General features: G+C 43.9%; 16 protein-coding genes. 15 read left to right on the forward strand and 1 reads right to left on the reverse strand.

Going from position 1 to position 18,130, the window contains the following annotated elements; all coding sequences use genetic code 11:
• Positions 1-341 precede the first annotated feature (341 nt).
• From HXT34_RS01915 to pyrE, 5 genes are all read left to right on the forward strand, one after another.
• The gene (locus HXT34_RS01915; RefSeq protein ID WP_415682884.1) at positions 342-1,754 is read left to right on the forward strand and encodes a dihydroorotase; all 1,413 of its coding nucleotides are present in this window, start codon (positions 342-344) and stop codon (positions 1,752-1,754) included.
• A 34-nt stretch (positions 1,755-1,788) separates the two neighbouring features.
• Positions 1,789-2,832 (forward strand): orotidine-5'-phosphate decarboxylase, encoded by a 1,044-nt coding sequence (gene pyrF / locus HXT34_RS01920; RefSeq protein WP_421785241.1) that lies wholly within the window; start codon positions 1,789-1,791, stop codon positions 2,830-2,832.
• A gap of 128 nt (positions 2,833-2,960) precedes the next feature.
• Entirely contained in the window at positions 2,961-3,857 is an 897-nt protein-coding gene (locus HXT34_RS01925) for a dihydroorotate dehydrogenase electron transfer subunit (protein WP_421785243.1), read from the forward strand.
• Positions 3,858-3,862: 5 nt separating this feature from the next.
• Complete coding sequence (locus HXT34_RS01930) at positions 3,863-4,864, forward strand: dihydroorotate dehydrogenase (RefSeq protein ID WP_415687114.1); 1,002 nt, start codon at positions 3,863-3,865, stop codon at positions 4,862-4,864.
• 61 nt (positions 4,865-4,925) lie between these two features.
• Positions 4,926-5,618, forward strand: a complete 693-nt coding sequence (gene pyrE / locus HXT34_RS01935) for an orotate phosphoribosyltransferase (RefSeq protein WP_421785246.1) — start codon at positions 4,926-4,928, stop codon at positions 5,616-5,618.
• Here the strand turns inward: pyrE and HXT34_RS01940 are convergent.
• The gene (locus tag HXT34_RS01940) at positions 5,594-5,983 is read right to left on the reverse strand and encodes a YccF domain-containing protein (RefSeq protein ID WP_421785248.1); all 390 of its coding nucleotides are present in this window, start codon (positions 5,981-5,983) and stop codon (positions 5,594-5,596) included. The two genes, pyrE and HXT34_RS01940, sit on opposite strands and share 25 nt — an antisense overlap.
• 116 nt (positions 5,984-6,099) lie before the next feature.
• Between HXT34_RS01940 and HXT34_RS01945 the strand changes: the two genes are divergently transcribed.
• The 10 genes from HXT34_RS01945 (at position 6,100) to metK (ending at position 18,127) form a co-directional block, all read left to right on the forward strand.
• Positions 6,100-7,296 (forward strand): zinc-ribbon domain-containing protein, encoded by a 1,197-nt coding sequence (locus HXT34_RS01945; protein ID WP_421785250.1) that lies wholly within the window; start codon positions 6,100-6,102, stop codon positions 7,294-7,296.
• 176 nt (positions 7,297-7,472) lie between these two features.
• The gene (locus HXT34_RS01950; protein ID WP_391495856.1) at positions 7,473-8,321 is read left to right on the forward strand and encodes a hypothetical protein; all 849 of its coding nucleotides are present in this window, start codon (positions 7,473-7,475) and stop codon (positions 8,319-8,321) included.
• Between the two features lie 119 nt (positions 8,322-8,440).
• Complete coding sequence (efp, locus tag HXT34_RS01955) at positions 8,441-9,004, forward strand: elongation factor P (protein ID WP_004111770.1); 564 nt, start codon at positions 8,441-8,443, stop codon at positions 9,002-9,004.
• Between the two features lie 167 nt (positions 9,005-9,171).
• The gene (nusB, locus tag HXT34_RS01960; RefSeq protein ID WP_415687117.1) at positions 9,172-9,660 is read left to right on the forward strand and encodes a transcription antitermination factor NusB; all 489 of its coding nucleotides are present in this window, start codon (positions 9,172-9,174) and stop codon (positions 9,658-9,660) included.
• 546 nt (positions 9,661-10,206) lie between these two features.
• The gene (carA, locus tag HXT34_RS01965) at positions 10,207-11,418 is read left to right on the forward strand and encodes a glutamine-hydrolyzing carbamoyl-phosphate synthase small subunit (RefSeq protein WP_415686711.1); all 1,212 of its coding nucleotides are present in this window, start codon (positions 10,207-10,209) and stop codon (positions 11,416-11,418) included.
• Between the two features lie 51 nt (positions 11,419-11,469).
• Entirely contained in the window at positions 11,470-14,865 is a 3,396-nt protein-coding gene (gene carB, locus HXT34_RS01970; protein WP_421785253.1) for a carbamoyl-phosphate synthase large subunit, read from the forward strand.
• Positions 14,866-14,868: 3 nt separating this feature from the next.
• Positions 14,869-15,780 carry an orotidine-5'-phosphate decarboxylase gene (gene pyrF / locus HXT34_RS01975; protein ID WP_119526452.1) on the forward strand — a complete coding sequence of 304 codons (912 nt, stop codon included), beginning with the start codon at positions 14,869-14,871 and terminating at the stop codon, positions 15,778-15,780.
• A gap of 15 nt (positions 15,781-15,795) precedes the next feature.
• A complete protein-coding gene (gmk, locus tag HXT34_RS01980) occupies positions 15,796-16,404 on the forward strand; it encodes a guanylate kinase (protein WP_391495852.1) in 609 nt (202 codons plus the stop codon).
• Between the two features lie 82 nt (positions 16,405-16,486).
• Positions 16,487-16,771 (forward strand): DNA-directed RNA polymerase subunit omega, encoded by a 285-nt coding sequence (gene rpoZ, locus HXT34_RS01985; RefSeq protein WP_004108619.1) that lies wholly within the window; start codon positions 16,487-16,489, stop codon positions 16,769-16,771.
• A 138-nt stretch (positions 16,772-16,909) separates the two neighbouring features.
• Positions 16,910-18,127: a methionine adenosyltransferase gene (gene metK / locus HXT34_RS01990; RefSeq protein WP_415686717.1), complete on the forward strand. Its 1,218-nt coding sequence runs from the start codon at positions 16,910-16,912 to the stop codon at positions 18,125-18,127.
• The last annotated feature ends 3 nt before the right edge of the window (positions 18,128-18,130 follow it).

Consider the following 18,130-nt stretch of genomic DNA (forward strand, 5'->3'; position numbering starts at 1 on the left):
AGTGTGGTAGAGATTTGAGATTTTTCGCACTGAGCGCGGCGAACGTCAGAGCCGCAGGCTGCTGATTCGCCAAGCGAAGAAGAAAAATCGAAAAATCTCTGCGATTAACACGGTTATTAACGATTAAACACGCAGAGTTTGGGGGATTTCTTTACGAGCACTAAAAGAGGACTGATGGAGCAACGTTCTTTAAAGAACAAAGCAGACAGTAAAACCTTTAACAGCCAAAGCGACTGAAGGACGGGACGTGCGAGGAGAGAAATCCCCCAAAACTCGCGCCACAGTAAACAAAATGTAATATTATTGTATAACTGTAAAAATTACGCAAAACCAGGAGTGAAATGAACGAATCAGGCACCTTAACTTTGCGCAATATCTCTGTGTGGGATACTGGCGAACGTATTGATCTTATTGTTGATGGCGTTCGTCAGGATGCCCTTATAGAGCAGAATGCGCGCGTTACTGGCGACATTGACGCAAGCGATTGGGTTGTTGCTCCTGGTTTTGCAGATCCGCATGTGCATTTTAGAGATCCAGGGCAAACAGCAAAAGAAACAATGATGACCGGCAGTGAGGCTGCGGCGGCTGGCGGTTATACGCAAGTTTTGATTATGCCAAATACTGTTCCAGCTCTTGACGGCGAGCCTTGGGAAGATGCTCCATTTGATGTAGAAAATGTAGTTGACTATTTGCAGCGTTATGGTTGCATTTACGGCGTAAAATTGCCAGTTCGCTACGATTTGAGCGTGTGTGCATCATTGGGACGTAAAGGTTTAAAGCCAAGCAATATTGAGCTTTGGAAAAAGTATGTTGCTGGAATCGACGACGACGAAAAAACTTCTCCTATGAAAAAGCACCCGATTACTGCTATAAGCGACGACGGTGCTGCAGTGCCCGAACCGATTTTGCGAGATGTATTAGCGATGGCAAAACAAACTGGTTTGCCTTTCGTTGAGCATTGTGAGCATCATGATACGGGAGCTGTAAACGAGGGCCCGATTGCAAAAATGCTTGGTGTTGGTGGAATTCCAGCTTCTACTGAGCTTGCAATTGTGCAAAGAGATATTGATGCAGCCAAAGAAACTGGCGTACACGTGCATTTCCAGCATGTGAGCACTGCTGCTGCTTTTGAGGAGATTCGTAAAGCAAAAAAAGAGGGATTGCCAATTACGTGCGAAACTGCGCCTCACTATTTAGCTTTATGTGATGAGGATGTTTTGCGATATGGCGCGATGGCTAAAATGAATCCTCCTCTTCGTTCAAAAGCGGATCGTCAAGCAACGCTCGCTGCTATTGCGGATGGCACAATTGACATGATTGCAACAGATCACGCGCCTCACACTGCGGAAGAAAAGTCGGGAGATTTTGCAAGCACTCCTAACGGAATTATTGGGCTTGAGTGCGCGTATGGCGTTTGCAGAAAAGTGCTTGTAGAAGCCGGGTATACGGATGACAAGCATTTAATCGAATTGATGGCAGTAAATCCAATGCAATTGATGAGCAGAAGACCTACTGATATTGCGGCTTTGCTTAATGTTTCTTCGCGATGCGCAAACAAGCGAACGCTGCGTTTAAATATTACTGAGCACCCTGAAAACGTTGATTTAGTGCTGATTAATATGCGCGAAAATTGGGCGGTTGACGCAAATTTGTTCCACTCAAAAGCTCGAAATACTCCTTTTGATGGATGGCAACTTACAGGAAGGCCGGTTGCGACGATTATTGGTTCAGAAATTGCTTTCTCGAGAATGTGATTGATTAAATATAAATTTGGAATGGTAGTAAATTATGGACGAACTTATTGAAGCGATTGCAGTCAAGCAAAATCCTAGTGTTGTGGGCTTGGACCCTAAGCCTGGAATTGTGCCTGTGGAAATTATTAGCTCTCTTGCGGACGAAGTTTTGCAAGAAGTAGAAGGCGAGGATGCGCTGCCAACGCTTTTAGCTACAGCTTATTTTGAGTTTAATCGCGCTATTATCGACGCGGTTGCAGATTTTGTGCCTGCAGTAAAGCCGCAAATTGCAATGTACGAAGCTCTCGGTTCCGCTGGAATGGACACGTACGCAATGACTTGCGAGTACGCAAAATCGCAAGGATTAGTTGTAATAGGTGACGCAAAGCGCGGAGATATTGGCTCTACAGCTGGTCAGTATGCTGCTCATTTAAGCGGTTTCGCTAATCTTTCTTCATATTTTGAAGACGACGCCACTAATAGCAACGCGGTGCCGCAATCTCTTAAAAATCTTCTAAAAAGTTCTAAAAATCTTGACGTTTGGCATGAAGATTCGCTTACAGTAAACCCTTATATGGGTTCGGATGGTGTGAAGCCTTTTATCGATGAAGCATTAGCGCATGATAAAAGCATTTTCGTGCTGCTTCGCACTTCGAATCCTTCTAGCAAGGAGCTTCAAGAGCTTATTTTGCAAGATGGCAAGCCAGTGTATGAGCATATGGCTGATTTGATTGAGAACTGGGGTGCTTCAAGCATTGGCAAGCACGGTTATTCAAGAGTTGGTGCAGTTGTAGGTGCCACGCATCCGCAGGAGGGTAAGCGTTTGCGCGAGATTATGCCGCATACTTTCTTCTTGGTTCCAGGCTATGGCGCTCAAGGCGGTACTGCTCAAGATGTTGCTGGAATGTTTGATGCAAATTCTGAAGGTGCTATTGTAAATTCTTCGCGCGGTATTATTGGTGCTTGGAAAAAGTCTGAAGATTACGCTAAAAATCAAGGGCATATGTCTCTTGATGACGTTCTTGATATTGTGCGTGATTCTGCAGCTGTTGCCGCGAGAAACATGCGAGATGACTTGCGTAATGCAGTGTATCGCTAGAATGTATAACAAAATGTATAACAAAAAATAAAACTTAAAAATAAAATTAAAAAATAAATTAAAATCAAAACTAAAAAAGTAACCAAAACGCAACGGTACAAAACACATACAAGGGTAGGGGAAACCACATGAGTGATGGCATGTTTATTCCAACGCGAAAAGCCTCTGGAAACGCCATAATTACGTTACGTGAAGACGCTTTTGATTCTTCCGGCTCAAGTTCTGCAGACGAAAGCAATAATGCAAAATATTCGCGCCTTTGGGGGCGCAGAGCTGTAGAAGTGCTCAATAATGAGAAGCTAGACGAAGGCGTGTACCGTTTGACTTTGCGAGATTTAGAGATTGCTAAAAAAGCTGCTCCTGCGCAATTTGTGAACTTGTATTCCCCTGATCCAACTGCTATGCTTCCGCGTCCTTTTGGAGTTGCAAGCGTAGAAGGTGATTCTTTTACTTTGATTTTTGCTGTGATTGGCAAAGGTACTGCTAAGTTTGCTGAGCTTAAACCAGGAGATAGCGTTGACGCTCTTGGACCTTTGGGACTTGGCTTTAATATTTCCAAACCTGCACATTATGTGTTGGTTAGTGGCGGCTTGGGTGTGCCACCTATTTTGTGTGCTGCTCAAGCGCTTTCAAAGCGTGAAGATTCTAACGTAACTGCAGTGCTTGGCTACCGTAACAAGCGTTTTGCAGATGATTTAACGAAAGAATATATTTCAGACGTACACAGTATTACAAATGCTGAAGGAACTGTTATTACACTTCTTGACGAACTTGAAAAAGTTAAGCATTTTAATTTCGAAGACGATTTGCCAACGGTTATTTTGTCTTGCGGACCTTTGCCTATGATGAAAGCTGTAGCTCACTGGGCGCATGAAAGAAATATTGAGTGCCAGCTCAGTTTAGAAGCGCGTATGGGCTGTGGATACGGAACTTGCGTTGCTTGCGTTGTTGACACTTTGGAAGGCAGGCTGAAAGTTTGCAACGACGGTCCTGTTTTTGATGCGAATCGTTTGGGTTGGGAGTAAAAAATATGAGTGCTGTAAATAATGCCGAAAATAATTCTGTAAATAACGCAAATTCCGCAACAAATTCCGCTGAAACTTTTGGCTTTGACACTAGCCACGTTTGGAAGCATCCAACTCAAGTCGCAGGCGTTAAGTGGAAAAACATGGTTGGAACTGCTTCTGGAACTTTCCAGCTTGCAGCTTGCCGACGCTTTTACGACGTAAGCCAACTCGGCGCAATTTGTACAAAAGGTGTTTCCCCTGTTCCTTGGGAAGGAAATCCTTCTCCACGCACTGCAGAATCTCCTTCTGGAATGGTAAACGCAGTCGGATTGCAAAATCCTGGTGTCGACCATTATTTAGTAGACGAGTTGCCAAAACTAAAATCCATGGGAGCGCTTGTTATTACTAATGTTGCAGGGCACAGTGACGACGATTATGCGCAAGTTGTTGAAAAGCTTGCAGATTCTGCTGCAGACATGCTCGAAATTAACGTAAGCTGCCCAAACGTGACTCATGGTGGAATGAGCGTTGGCACTGATCCGGTGGCACTTCACCGATTAATTAAGCGTCTTCGCGCAATGACTGCTAAGCCAATGATTGTAAAAATGACGCCAAACGTGACGGATATCGTTTCGATTTGCAAAGCTGCAGTTGATGCTGGAGCGGATGCTTTAAGCATGATTAACACGCTTGTTGGTTTGCGAATTGATATTCGAACAGGCGAGCCTATTATTGCAAACCGCACGGGCGGTGTTTCTGGTCCTGCTATTTTCCCGATTGGACTTGGGTTTGTGTGGAGAGTGCGTCAAGCTATGCCAGATATTCCAATTATTGGCATTGGTGGCATTGATTCTGGCGAAAAAGCTTTGGAATACTTGTATGCTGGCGCGAATGCTGTAGAAGTTGGTGCTGCTGCTTTGGTGGATCCTACTGCTCCTATTCGCATTGCTCGCGAGCTTGACGATTTGCTTGATTCTCGTCCAAAGCTTGCGTCTTTGCTTGCGGAAGGAAAGACTTGGCGCTGAAATTAAGAAAGTAAGCGTATTTAGAAAGTATTTAAAATTATTTTAAGAAAGAGAGTTAATTATGGCAGAATTAGACGAACGTTTTACAAAGTTTTTGCTTGATTCAGGCGCGCTTAAATTTGGTGACTTTACGCTGAAATCTGGTCGTCAATCACCTTATTTTATTAACGCTGGCGCTTTTGACGACGGCATGAAAATCGCAAATCTAGGCGCATACTACGCTGAGCGCGTTGTTGCAGCAATCGAAGATGGCAAACTTCCGCAAGATATCGACACTGTTTTCGGTCCTGCTTATAAGGGCATTCCGCTGGCAGTTTCTACGGCAATGGCTTTGACGAATAATCACAATATGCCTGTTGGTTTTACTTTCGATCGCAAAGAGCGAAAGGATCATGGCGACGGCGGAATTATGGTTGGAAAGCCGTTAAAAGACTGCATGAAAGTTCTGTTAGTTGACGACGTGATGACAGCTGGAACTGCAGTTCGTGAAACTTTGCCAAAGCTTAAAGCGGAAGCAAATGTTGAAGTTGTTGGCTTGATTTTGGCAGTAGACAGAATGGAACGCACGAAAGACAGTGAGCTTTCTGCAGTAAAAGCAGTAGAGCAGGAGTTTGGATTCCCAGTTTTGCCAATTGCAAACGTGCGCGAAATTTTTGCTGCAGCAAAGCGCTTAGTTAATGCTGATGGCAAGCCAGTTATGGATGAGGAATTAGCTTCGCGCGCTGCAGATTACTTGCGTACGTATGGTGCGTAATTATCCTCTACAATTTCGGAACCAAACGGCCACAACGCAAGTTTTGCCATTTTGAAAGATTGTATGCCAAATGGAATGCCAACAATTGTGCAGCAGCAAATGAATCCTGAAACGATATAGCCTAACGCAAGCATTGGCCCAATGAAAAATACAATCCATAGTATGTTCCAAATTGTGCTAGTGCCGCCTTGGTAAATAACGTGTTTTCCAAATGGTGTGAGCGTGAGCTTTGCCATTTTGAATGCTTGAATGCCGAATGGTATGCCAATAATGGTTATGCAAAGAAGGAAACTTATAATTAACCAGCTTGCAGCAATGAAAAGACCGCCGAATATCAGCCACACAATATTGCCAAGAAGTTTCATAAAAGTAGTATATAAGTTTTTTAAGTTTTAATGAAGTATGATTTTTGATAAGTAATTTATTGTAAGCGGGTGTAAAATAATGCGTTGCAATAGATGTATTTGTTTAAAGGAAGAATATGTTCTGCACGCAATGTGGTAATAAAAATGCTGATAATAGCAAGTTTTGCAATACTTGCGGAGCGCTTTTAGAAGTTACGCCAGCAGCCGAGTCGGCAATCCAAAATCAACAATACGAATTGCCTACTAATGAAGCTCCTACTACTGTATTTCATGCGCAGGAAGCTTTACCGGATAATCTAAGCGTTTCAGGTTCTCCTATTATGGGTTCTTCGAGCGAACAGTCTTCTATGAATAATTCATTTTACGCACAAGGTGAAGCTCCGGCTAATTATTCTCATTCAGATGAGGATAAGCATAAGAAGAAAGTAATTATTACTTTAATAGCCGCTATTATTGCCTGTGTTTTGGTTATAGGCGCTGGTGCATGGTGGTATGTAAATAATGCGCGAACAGCTCAATCAAATAATAAAACTGAATTAAAATCATCAAAATCAAAGAATAATAAATCTAAGCAGCATATTCTAACCAATGATGATTTAGATTCAGACGATGAAGATAGCGATGCTAGTAGCGATAAGGATAACGCTGTTGGCGCGAGTGAAAAGCTTAATACCAAAAAAATCAATAAATTAGTAAACAATTTTTCTTCAAATAATAGCGTGTCTGTAGCAATTTCTGGCAAGAAGGGCATATTGTATGAGTCTTCTAATTCTCGTAAAACATTCCCTGCTGTAGGTTTTTATTTCCCTGTTGTTCTTTATACTAAGGACAATCAACAGCATGATTATGAAGATAAGTGTGAAGATGTTATTAAGACAATGAGTAATGACTCCGCTAATGAGCTTTTAGATGATCAAGGTGGCATAGACGGATTAGATCAATGGCTGTCAGATAATGGCTATTCAAATACATCTTTTACTCGCAAATATGGTGATGTTGATGCATCGAACGATGGTTACGAAAATCTTACTTCTTCTCATGATGCTGCGATGATGCTTTCAAAAGCTATGCAAAATTCGACTATTGCTAATGCGACGGGTTACGATATTTCTGCTGATGGCGTGAATGTTCCAGACGGCATAGAGGTTATGGCTCATCGTGGTCAAGGAATTAAGAATGTTTATAACTATTTCTTGATTCTTAAGAAGGGCAAGAATAGGATCGGAGTGTCTGTTCTAACAAAAGGTGCAGATAAAGATGACGTTGCTGAATTTGTTTCAAAACTGTTGAATTTGTTGAAAAATAATCTATAAATCCATAATCTAAGTAGTAGGGCTGAAAATTATTTGCGAGAATATGGTGCGTAAATAGTTTAAATGATAGAATTTATAAGATTCGTATTTTATAAGTAGATTTTAAACTAGCGTCTAATTCTGTCTGCTAATTAAAGTCTATTTTAGTTACTTTTTAGATGGTGGAATGACTGATTATGAGAGAGCAAAATAGTTCTGTTTCTAAAAATAGTAAAGTCGTTATTGCTGTAGTTGCTGTTTCGATTATAGTAGTTGCAATCGTAGTCGCAGCAGTATTCTTCTTAACTACCAATAAAAACAAGCCGAAAAATAGTGTTTCTGCTCCTTCTAAAACTTGTATTCAAATGCGAGAAAAAGCAGTTAATGCTCAAAAAAATCTTATAAAATCTCTTTCAGATGATGACGTTATTCGCGCTATTAATATTAAAAAAGTTGAATTCAATTCGTATTCAGATGAAGCTAAAAGTGCGTTTGAAGATTTTGAATCATCATTAAATTACGCGAAATCTGATTCTAAAGAGAAAATACCTAACTGTCCTGCTGGAACTGATTCTGATAATTCTTCATCTGTTGAAAATAAGCTTTCAGATAAAGTCGACTCTTTTAATAAAGACGGAGACGCTCTTGTAAAATCTGCTAAAACAGCTTTGGAAACAGGTAGAAAAGAAATTTCTAATAAGCTATTAGAATTAGTTAAGCAAGGTCAAGAGCTTATAGATAAAACTAAGAATGTTCCTATTTTTGGTGCAGCTAAAGCCGATTTAGAAAAAGTTGTTGATACTGCAGGAAAAGCTCTTGCTAAAAGCAGTAACAACAGCGATGAATTAAACCAGTGTATTACAGATTTGCAAAATGCTATTAAAGATTATTTGGCGAAAATTAAGAAGATAAGCGCAGATTTTACAAATCTTGATGGCAATGGGTATCCGTTAAATGCTCCACATCCTAAGGATGATCAAGGCGGTTATATTCCAATGGGTCGCAGCAATAATCCGGAATCTTCAAATCAAAATGATAAACAATAATCAACTAATTGCGCTAGGAAAGTGTTGTTATTTTAATTAGTTGAGGCATTGTGGCATAATTAGCAAGGTTTATTACATGGCCGCGTTAAACGGCCTACGTCGAAAGAAACGGGTAACTCGTGGCACAGACTACCAATGATATTAAGAATGGATCGGTTTTGAACCTTGACGGTCAGCTTTGGACCGTCGTTAAGTTCCAGCACGTGAAGCCGGGCAAGGGCCCTGCTTTTGTGCGTACCACCATTAAGAACGTGCTCTCGGGCAAGATTGTCGACAAGACTTTTAATGCCGGCATGAAGATGGAGTTCGAGACCGTTGATAACCGCACGTTGCAATATTCATACGAAGATGGCGACAACTTCGTCTTTATGGATATGACCACTTACGACCAGGTTTATATTCCTAAGGTTTTGGTTGGCGAGCAGAGCAAGTATTTGCTTGAAGGCACCGACTGCATTGTAAGCTTCCATGACGGCACTCCTTTGAGCGTTGAGCTTCCAGCTTCCGTTATTTTGACTATTACTCACACTGAGCCAGGCTTGCAAGGCAATCGTTCTAACGCTGGTACTAAGCCTGCAACCGTGGAAACCGGTGCTGAAATCCAGGTTCCACTCTTCGTGGGTGAAGGCGAAAAGGTGAAGGTCGACACTCGTGACGGCTCTTACCTTGGTCGTGAAAACTAAAGAATTAATTATCTAATTAAAATAATTAGTTATCTAATTAAATTAGCTATTTATTTCTCAATAATTTTTATAGAGTGACCCGGTGGCGATTATTCGTTGCTGGGTCGCGTAATTTTTGATACAACTTTATTAAGTAATTTTTATACGTTACACAGAAGGGCGTTACGATGGCACGTTCTACCGCTCGTAAAAGGGCTTTGAATACGCTGTATGAGGCGGATGAGAAGAATCAGCATATTCTTTCTTTGCTTGAGGAGCGAGTTAAGGAGCCTGGCGCTCAAACTCCGCTCCCAGAGTACGCGATTGAGATTGTTCGAGGCGTAGGAGAGCGACGTAACAGAATTGACAAGACGCTAAACCGCTATTCGACTGGCTGGAAAGTTGGCAGAATGGCTGTTATCGATCGCAATATTTTGCGCATTGCGGTGTGGGAAATGCTTCTTAATGATGAGATTCCAGATAAAGTTGCTATTGACGAGGCTATTGCGCTCGCAAAAATGTATAGCGACGACGAAGCTATTGCGTTTATTCACGGCTTACTAAGCGCGATTATGGCAGATAAAGACGCTTGCTTGGCAAAGTTTAATGGCGAATCTTCTCCTGAAGACGCTGCTGCAGAACCTATTACTGAACCTACTGATGACACTCAGGAGTAGTTGAGTTACTATTTTAGCAGTTCTGCTCTGCTGCCATCACGCCAAAACAATTCACCATTAAAACACAAAACCCGGCGTGGTTATAATACTTCAAATTAGGAGTATTCGTGTGGTGGAGATTTGAGATTTTTCGCACTGAGCGCGGCGAACGTCAGAGCCGCAGGCTGCTGATTCGCCAAGCGAAGAAGAAAAATCGAAAAATCTCTGCGATAGACACGGTTATTAACGATTAAACACGCAGAGTTTGGGGGATTTCTCTACGAGCACTAAAAGAGGACTGAGGAAGCAACATTCTTTTGAGAACAAAGCAGACAGTAAAGTCTTTAACAGCTAAAGCGACGAAGGACGGGACGTGCGAGGAGAGAAATCCCCCAAAACTCGCGGCACGTTAATCAAGAGACAAATTGTGTAGAATTACGAGACTAAAACTCGTGCCACACCAAACAAAATACTAAGCAAAGATGCTATAACCACCGCCGGCGCGTCGCCCGTCCGCCAACCTGAGTAAACTTACCACGAATATCCTAAAGCCATAAGGGGGTTAAGGTGGATTACAACGACACCTTTGCCGGATTCGGCAGTGATGATGCAGTATTGGTGTTGGAGGATGGTCAGGTTTACGTTGGTAAGCCTTTTGGTGCGCAAGGTTCTACGCGCGCTGAGATTGTGTTCTCCACGGGCATGACTGGTTATCAAGAAACATTAACTGATCCAAGTTATGATCAACAAATCGTAGTTCAAACATTCCCACATATAGGTAATACGGGAATGAATCACGAAGATCCAGAATCTTCCCACATTTGGGTTGCGGGTTACGTGGTTAAGGAGCCAAGCCCAGTAGTTAGCAATTGGCGAGCTGAAGGTTCCTTGGAAGACGATTTACAAAAGCAAGGTATCGTTGGCATTAGTGGTATTGATACTCGAAAGCTGGTACGTCATTTACGCTCGGTAGGCGTTATGCGTGCCGGCATTTTTTCTAATAAGGCCCTGGTTGATCCGTCAACCGGGGCTTTTCGTACCGTCGCTTCTTTCGTTGACGAAATTAAGCAGACTCCTCAAATGCAAGGCTTGCGCTTAACAGATGAAGTCAGCACTAAAGAAACGTATACGATTGAGCCTTGCGGTGATTTTGAAGGAAAAGATCCGCTTTACGCGGTTGTAGCAGTCGACTTTGGTATTAAATCCATGACTCCTCACCGTTTGGCTGAACGCGGCTGCCGCGTACACGTTGTAAGCTCCTCAATAAGCTTCGAATCGCTGCAAGCTCTTAACGCAGACGGCGTATTCTTCTCGAATGGTCCTGGAGACCCTGGCCAAGCAAATCGCGAAGTTGAGCTTTTGCGTAAAGTTTTGGATGCAGGCTACCCGTTCTTTGGTATCTGCTTTGGAAACCAGTTGCTTGGTCGCGCGCTCGGCTTTGGCACGTACAAGCTGAAGTTTGGTCATCGCGGTATTAATCAGCCTGTAAAAGACGTTACAACCGGAAAAGTGGAAGTTACAGCTCATAATCACGGATTTGCTGTGGACGCACCTCTTGACGGTCCTGTTCAATCTCCTTACGAAAACGGCCACTTTGGTCGCGTGCTAGTTTCGCATATTGACTTGAACGACAACGTTGTAGAAGGCTTGCAATGCCTTGATATTCCAGCGTTCTCAGTGCAATATCATCCGGAAGCTGCAGCAGGTCCGCACGACGCTTCCTATCTATTTGACCGCTTTGTGCAATTGATGCGCGAAAACGCTCGAAAAAGCAAGTGATACTCGAAAAAGCAAGTAAGATTTTAAGATTTACGGAAAGAGAAGTTTACTATGCCAAAACGTACTGATATTAAGTCGGTTATGGTAATTGGTTCCGGCCCGATTGTTATTGGTCAGGCTGCAGAATTTGATTATTCCGGAACGCAGGCTTGCCGAGTTCTTCGCGAAGAAGGCATTCGCGTAATTTTGGTCAACTCTAACCCGGCTACGATTATGACCGATCCGGAACTTGCGGACGCAACATATATTGAGCCAATTGACACTTCGATTTTGGAGCGAATTATTGCAAAGGAGCGTCCTGATGCGCTTCTTCCAACGCTCGGTGGTCAAACTGCGCTTAATGCTGCAATGGATTTGGGCCGTGCAGGAATCCTAGAAAAATATAACGTTGAGCTTATTGGCGCTTCTTTGGAAGCAATCGACCGCGGCGAAGACCGCGAGCTTTTCAAAAAAGTCGTTGAAAAAGCCGGAGCTGAGTCAGCAAAATCCTTTATTGCTCACTCAATCGAAGAAGTAGACAAAATTGTTGAAACTTTAGGATACCCGGTAGTAGTACGTCCAAGCTTCACAATGGGCGGCTTGGGCTCTGGTATTGCTCATAACGAAGAAGAGCTTCACCGCATTGCAGGAGCCGGCATTCACTATTCTCCAACCAACGAAGTGCTTATTGAAGAAGGTATTGAAGGTTGGAAAGAGTTTGAGCTTGAGCTTATGCGCGACGCAAAAGATAACGTCGTAGTTGTTTGCCCAATCGAAAACGTCGATCCTGTAGGCGTGCACACTGGCGACTCGATTACAGTTGCTCCTTGCTTTACGCTTACAGACCGCGAGTATCAAAAGATGCGCGATATTGGTATCGCTATTATTCGAGGCGTTGGCGTCGATACCGGCGGCTGCAATATTCAGTTCGCGATCAACCCTCAAACTGGTCGCATTATCGTAATCGAAATGAACCCGCGCGTGTCTCGCTCTTCCGCGCTCGCATCTAAAGCAACCGGCTTCCCAATCGCAAAAATCGCAACGAAACTTGCTCTCGGCTACACTTTGGACGAAATTCAAAACGATATTACGCGTTCAACTCCTGCAAGCTTCGAGCCAACAATCGACTACGTTGTAACGAAGATTCCACGCTTTGCTTTCGAAAAGTTCCCAGGAGCAGACACCACGCTTACAACTTCTATGAAGTCTGTTGGCGAAGCAATGGCTTTGGCTGGAAACTTCCAGGAATCCCTTGGAAAAGCAATGCGCTCAATCGACAAGCGTCACGCGTGCTTTAGCTGGGACGGAGAGCGTCCAAGCAAGGAAGAAGTTAATAAGCTTCTCGAAGAAATGCACACTCCAACAGAGCATCGCTACTTGCAAATTCAGCGCGCACTATGGGGTGGAGCAACGCCAGAACAGATTTTTGCAGCAACAAAAATTGACCCTTGGTTTGTAGAGCAGCTGGCTCAAATTAACGAAACTGCGCTCGCAGTTCGTGAAGCTGAAACCTTAACTCCTAAAGTTTTGAAGCGCGCTAAGCTTGCCGGCCTTTCGGACGTTCAAATTGCGCATTTGCGTAATCTTGGCGACGAAGGCGAAAATATGGTTCGTGAGCTTCGTTGGGCTTACGGCTTGCGCCCTGTTTACAAGACTGTTGATACTTGCGCAGCTGAGTTCGACGCAGCAACTCCGTACTACTATTCTTGCTACGCTGACGAAAGCGAGCTGAAGAAGCGCGATCGCGAAGCTGTGATTATCCTTGGCTCTGGTCCAAACAGAATCGGCCAGGGTATTGAGTTTGATTACACTTGCGTTCACGCTGTTCAGGAATTGGGCAAGGATTACGACACCATTATGGTCAATTGCAATCCTGAAACAGTTTCTACAGATTACGACATGTCTGATCGCCTTTACTTTGAGCCGCTTACTTTCGAAGATGTGCTTGAAATTTACGAAGCAGAAAAGAAGCTTGGTCCTGTTAAGGGTGTGATTGTGCAGCTTGGTGGTCAAACTCCACTTTCGCTTGCTGCTCGTCTTAAAGCTGCAGGAGTTCCAATTTTGGGAACGACTCCTGAGGCTATTGATTTGGCTGAAAACCGTGAGCTTTTCGGCGAGGTTCTTCGTCAAGAAGGCATGAATGCTCCTCGATATGGCACAGCTTTGAGCCTTGAGGAAGCAAAAGATGCAGCTCATGCAATCGGCTACCCGGTTCTTGTGCGCCCAAGCTACGTGCTCGGCGGTCGTGGCATGGAAATTGTATACGACGACGCTCAGCTTGCAAAGTATGTTGATCGCGCATTGGATGAAGCTCGAGCAGACACTGTTGTTTCTGGCCGCTTGCCTTCGCCGCTTTTGATCGATAAGTTCCTTCAGGACGCTATTGAAATCGACGTTGACGCGCTTTACGACGGCAACGAGCTTTATATTGGCGGCATTATGGAGCATGTTGAGGAAGCTGGCGTGCACTCTGGTGACGCTGCTTGTACTCTTCCTCCAAGCACGCTTTCGGACGATCAAATTCGCCGCCTTCGCGAAGGCACGCTTTCGATTGCGCGCGGCTGCTCAGTTCGCGGTCTGATTAACGTGCAGTACGCTTTTATGGCAAACACTTTGTATGTAATCGAAGCAAATCCTCGAGCGTCTCGTACTGTTCCGTTTGCTTCTAAAGCTACTGGTGTTGCTCTTGCCAAAGCTGCTGCAAGAATTATGGCTGGTGAAACAATTGCACAGCAGCGCAAGCGTGGACTTCTTCTTCCGCAAGGCGATGGCGGAGATATCCATCCAGGTCAGCAGGTTGCTATTAAAGCTTCTGTGCTGCCGTTCAAGCGTTTCCGCACTCCTGTTGGACGCACGGTTGATATTTTGCTCGGCCCTGAAATGCGTTCTACTGGCGAGGTTATGGGCTTCGACCGTGACTTCCCACATGCTTTTGCTAAGAGCCAGCTTGCAGCATACAAGGGTGGTTTGCCTACCAGCGGCAACGTGTTTGTGTCTGTAAGTGATGCAGATAAGCGTCAACTTCCGCTTCTTGCAGTGCGATTAGTGGAGCTTGGTTTTACTATTTGGGCTACTGAAGGTACAGCTTCTGTGCTTCGTCGTTACGGCATTGATTCCGTGATTGTCGATAAGCTTTCTAGTCAAGGCGACACGGCGAAAGATATGACAAATAGTGAGAAAGCGCACGAAAGAATCGGTAAGAATGTTGTAGAGCTTATCGAAAATGGTAAGATTGATATGGTATTGAATACGCCGAATTCAAGGGGATCGCGCACTGATGGTTATGCCATTCGTGCGGCAGCTGTAGCAGCTGATCTTCCGCAATTCACTACTATTACCGAATTCGCACCAGTATTAATGGCTATTGAAGCTGTTAAGAACAACGATTATCAGGTGATGAGCATACAAGAACATGCTCAGCAGCTGTTTGCAATTGAACAGGCAGAAAGTCAAGAAAGTCGGGCTTAATACATGACCGAGAGCATTCGTGATCAAGAAGTGCAGGCGCAACGATCCGATTTTGGTTTGCGTTTGAAGAACGCTATGGCAAAATATGGACCATTGTGTGTTGGAATCGATCCTCATCGCAAAATGCTGCTTAATTGGGGATACAACATGGATGCTCTTGGAGCTGAGCTTTTCTCTATGCGAATGCTGCAAGCTATGAATGGTAGGGCAGCAGCAGTTAAATTCCAATCCAGCATGTTTGAGCGCTACGGTTCTAAGGGTTTCGCAGCGCTTGAGCGTGTGCTGTATGCTGCACGTCAAATGGATATTATTACTATCGTTGACTGTGGCCATGGTGGATTGTCTACTACTATTTCTGCGCTTGCAGACGCATATTTTAAGCCTGGAGCTCCGCTTCTTGCTGATGCTATTACTTTGCTTCCTTATTATGGCGCACGTTCTATGGGCGGCTTAATTAACGAAGCTCTTAATAACGGTCGCGGTGTTTTTATTGCGTCTCTAACTTCTAATCGCGAAGGCGCAAGTTTGCAAACTGCTATTAGGCAAAGCGGAACTTACCGCGGAACTACTGTAGCTCACGGAATTGCTCAAACAGCTCAAAGTTTTAACAATAAAACTAAAGGAATGGGTTCTGTTGGTTTAATTGTTGGAGCTACTATTGGCGACTGGATGAACGGTGGTGGAATTGACGTAACCAGTTTTACTGGTCCAATTCTTTCTCCTGGTTATGGGTGGCAAGGTGCAGAAGCTGACGATTTAAAGCGTGTTTTTGCTGGTACACATGGTAATGTATTGGTAACTGTTTCGCGTTCGATTGCGTCGCATGGTCCAAATATTGGTGAACTTTCGGCTGCAACTGAACGCATAGCATTGGATATTCGTCAGGCTCTTGTTGATTCAGGCGAATGTGCGTAAACGAGAGGTAAGCAAATGGGTGCCACAGATGAGGCTGCAGTTTCGCAGTCTAGACGTCGATTAATCGTATTAACGGGTCCTACTGCGGCTGGTAAAGGCACAGTAGAAGGCATACTTCGCGAGAAACATCCTCATATTTGGCTATCTGTTTCTGCTACCACTCGTGCGCCTAGACCTGGTGAATTTAATGGTATTCACTATTGGTTCTTAGATGAAGAGGAATTTGAGCGTCGTAGGCGTAATGGCGAATTCTTGGAAACTGCTCTGGTTCATGGCATGGCTCATTATGGCACTCTTCTTCAGCCTGTTTTGGATCATCTTACGCAAGATATTCCTACTTTGCTGGAAATAGATTTGCAAGGAGCTAGGCGCGTAAAACAAGAGGCTGCTCGTCTTGGATTAGAAGTCGTGTACGTGTTCATTGCGCCTCCGAGCTTTGAAGAGCTTAAGCGTCGTCTTATTGGTCGTGGTACTGAAACTCCTGAGCAGCAAGCAAAACGTTTGGAAACCGCTAAAGTTGAGATTGCTGCAGCTAAAGAGTTCGATGTTGTTATTGTGAACGATAATGCTGAGCGTGCCGCAGATGAACTGTGGAATGTTATTGCAAGCGAATACGACTTATAGTTAAAACTTACGCAATATCCAATCGATAGCATATAATAAGCCTTTTGGAACTATTGTGGCACCATAGAATTTGGAGAATATTATGGCATTAGGCACTCAGCCAACACCTACTGGTCTTGCGAATCCACCGATTGATGATTTAATGCAACATGCGGATTCCAAGTATGCGCTTGCCTTATTTGCTGCAAAACGAGCACGTCAAATTAATGCTTATTTTACTCAGCTTAATGAAGGTTTGCTTCAAAATGTTGGCCCACTAGTTGAGTATCAAAATCAAGAAAAGCCTTTAGCTATTGCTTTCCGCGAAATTAATGCTGGATTGCTTGAAGAGACTCTTGGTGAGGACGATTTAAGCGAAGGTAATTAATAAGCCTTGCTAATAAACGTCTTTATGGGTATTCGCAGTCGCGTATCATCCGTGCTCAATAAAGCGGATGCACGGCTGCGTTTTCGCTTTATTTGGCCTGTATTTAGCCTTTATCGACTATAAACTTAAGGGGGAAATGTGGAAGAACGTAAATTAATTTCTGCAGAATCTGTAACTGAAGGTCATCCTGACAAGTTATGCGATCAAATTGCTGACGCTATATTGGACGATATGCTTCGTCAGGATCCTCATGCGCATGTTGCTGTAGAGGTTTGTGCTTCCGTCGGTCAGTTCGTTGTTTTTGGCGAAGTGCGTGGTGAAGTTTATAGCGATATTCCGGGAATTGTGCGTCAAGTTGTTCGTAATGTTGGCTACACGAGCTCCACAATTGGTCTTGATGCTGATTCTTGTGGTGTTATGGTTTCTTTAACTGAGCAAAGTGCGGAAATCAATCAAGGTGTTGCTAGGTTGGATGCTTCTTGCGAGAGTGCATCTTCTCGTGAGGAGCGCTACGCTGCTCAAGGTGCAGGCGATCAAGGTGTTATGTTTGGTTACGCTAGCGACGAAACAGATACTTTGATGCCTTTGCCGATTTATCTTGCTCATCGTTTAGCTCAAAAGCTTGCTAAAGTTCGTAAAGATGGCACTGTTGCGCATTTGCGTCCGGATGGGAAAACTCAGGTTACTATTGAGTACGATTCCAAAGGCATGCCTAAGCGTTTGGATACTGTGCTTATTTCTACTCAGCATGATCCAGAAGTTTCTAGAGACTGGTTACAAAATCAGCTTGTTGAGCATGTTGTTAATCCTGTGTTGGACGAAGTTCTTGCTCAAAAAGTTGCGCACGATTCGTACCGTATGCTTGTAAACCCTACTGGCTCCTTCGTTTTGGGAGGTCCTGCAGCTGATTCGGGCTTAACTGGTCGAAAAATTATTGTTGACACTTATGGTGGTGCTGCTCATCATGGTGGTGGAGCTTTTTCCGGTAAGGATCCTAGCAAAGTTGACCGTTCTGCAGCTTATGCAGCTCGCTGGGTTGCAAAAAATATTGTGGCAGCTGGTTTAGCTCATAAGGCAGAAGTTCAGGTTGCTTATGCTATTGGTATTGCTGATCCTGTAAGCGTAAACGTAGAAACTTTCGGAACTGAAGCTGATGGTATTACGCGCGCAGATATTGCGCGTGCTGTGCGTGAAGTATTTGATTTGCGTCCAGCTGCGATTATTGACGAGCTTAACTTGCTTAAGCCAATTTATGCTCCAACTGCAGCTTATGGTCATTTTGGTCGTACGGATGTCAAATTCCCTTGGGAAGAAACGAATCGTATTGAGCAATTGAAAGATGCGCTAAAAAAGTAGTTT

Origin of the sequence: Gardnerella sp. DNF00983 (genome assembly GCF_049244265.1) — a bacterium.
In the GTDB taxonomy this organism is placed as follows: Bacteria; Actinomycetota; Actinomycetes; order Actinomycetales; family Bifidobacteriaceae; genus Bifidobacterium; species Bifidobacterium vaginale_J.

What these genes read in the sequence shown, in the direction of transcription:
- HXT34_RS01915 (WP_415682884.1), top strand. Translation starts at nt 342, where the DNA reads ATGAACGAATCAGGCACCTTAACTTTGCGCAATATCTCTGTGTGGGAT.
- pyrF (WP_421785241.1), top strand. Translation starts at nt 1,789, where the DNA reads ATGGACGAACTTATTGAAGCGATTGCAGTCAAGCAAAATCCTAGTGTT.
- HXT34_RS01925 (WP_421785243.1), top strand. Translation starts at nt 2,961, where the DNA reads ATGAGTGATGGCATGTTTATTCCAACGCGAAAAGCCTCTGGAAACGCC.
- HXT34_RS01930 (WP_415687114.1), top strand. Translation starts at nt 3,863, where the DNA reads ATGAGTGCTGTAAATAATGCCGAAAATAATTCTGTAAATAACGCAAAT.
- pyrE (WP_421785246.1), top strand. Translation starts at nt 4,926, where the DNA reads ATGGCAGAATTAGACGAACGTTTTACAAAGTTTTTGCTTGATTCAGGC.
- HXT34_RS01940 (WP_421785248.1), bottom strand. Translation starts at nt 5,983, where the DNA reads ATGAAACTTCTTGGCAATATTGTGTGGCTGATATTCGGCGGTCTTTTC.
- HXT34_RS01945 (WP_421785250.1), top strand. Translation starts at nt 6,100, where the DNA reads ATGTTCTGCACGCAATGTGGTAATAAAAATGCTGATAATAGCAAGTTT.
- HXT34_RS01950 (WP_391495856.1), top strand. Translation starts at nt 7,473, where the DNA reads ATGAGAGAGCAAAATAGTTCTGTTTCTAAAAATAGTAAAGTCGTTATT.
- nusB (WP_415687117.1), top strand. Translation starts at nt 9,172, where the DNA reads ATGGCACGTTCTACCGCTCGTAAAAGGGCTTTGAATACGCTGTATGAG.
- carB (WP_421785253.1), top strand. Translation starts at nt 11,470, where the DNA reads ATGCCAAAACGTACTGATATTAAGTCGGTTATGGTAATTGGTTCCGGC.
- pyrF (WP_119526452.1), top strand. Translation starts at nt 14,869, where the DNA reads ATGACCGAGAGCATTCGTGATCAAGAAGTGCAGGCGCAACGATCCGAT.
- gmk (WP_391495852.1), top strand. Translation starts at nt 15,796, where the DNA reads ATGGGTGCCACAGATGAGGCTGCAGTTTCGCAGTCTAGACGTCGATTA.
- rpoZ (WP_004108619.1), top strand. Translation starts at nt 16,487, where the DNA reads ATGGCATTAGGCACTCAGCCAACACCTACTGGTCTTGCGAATCCACCG.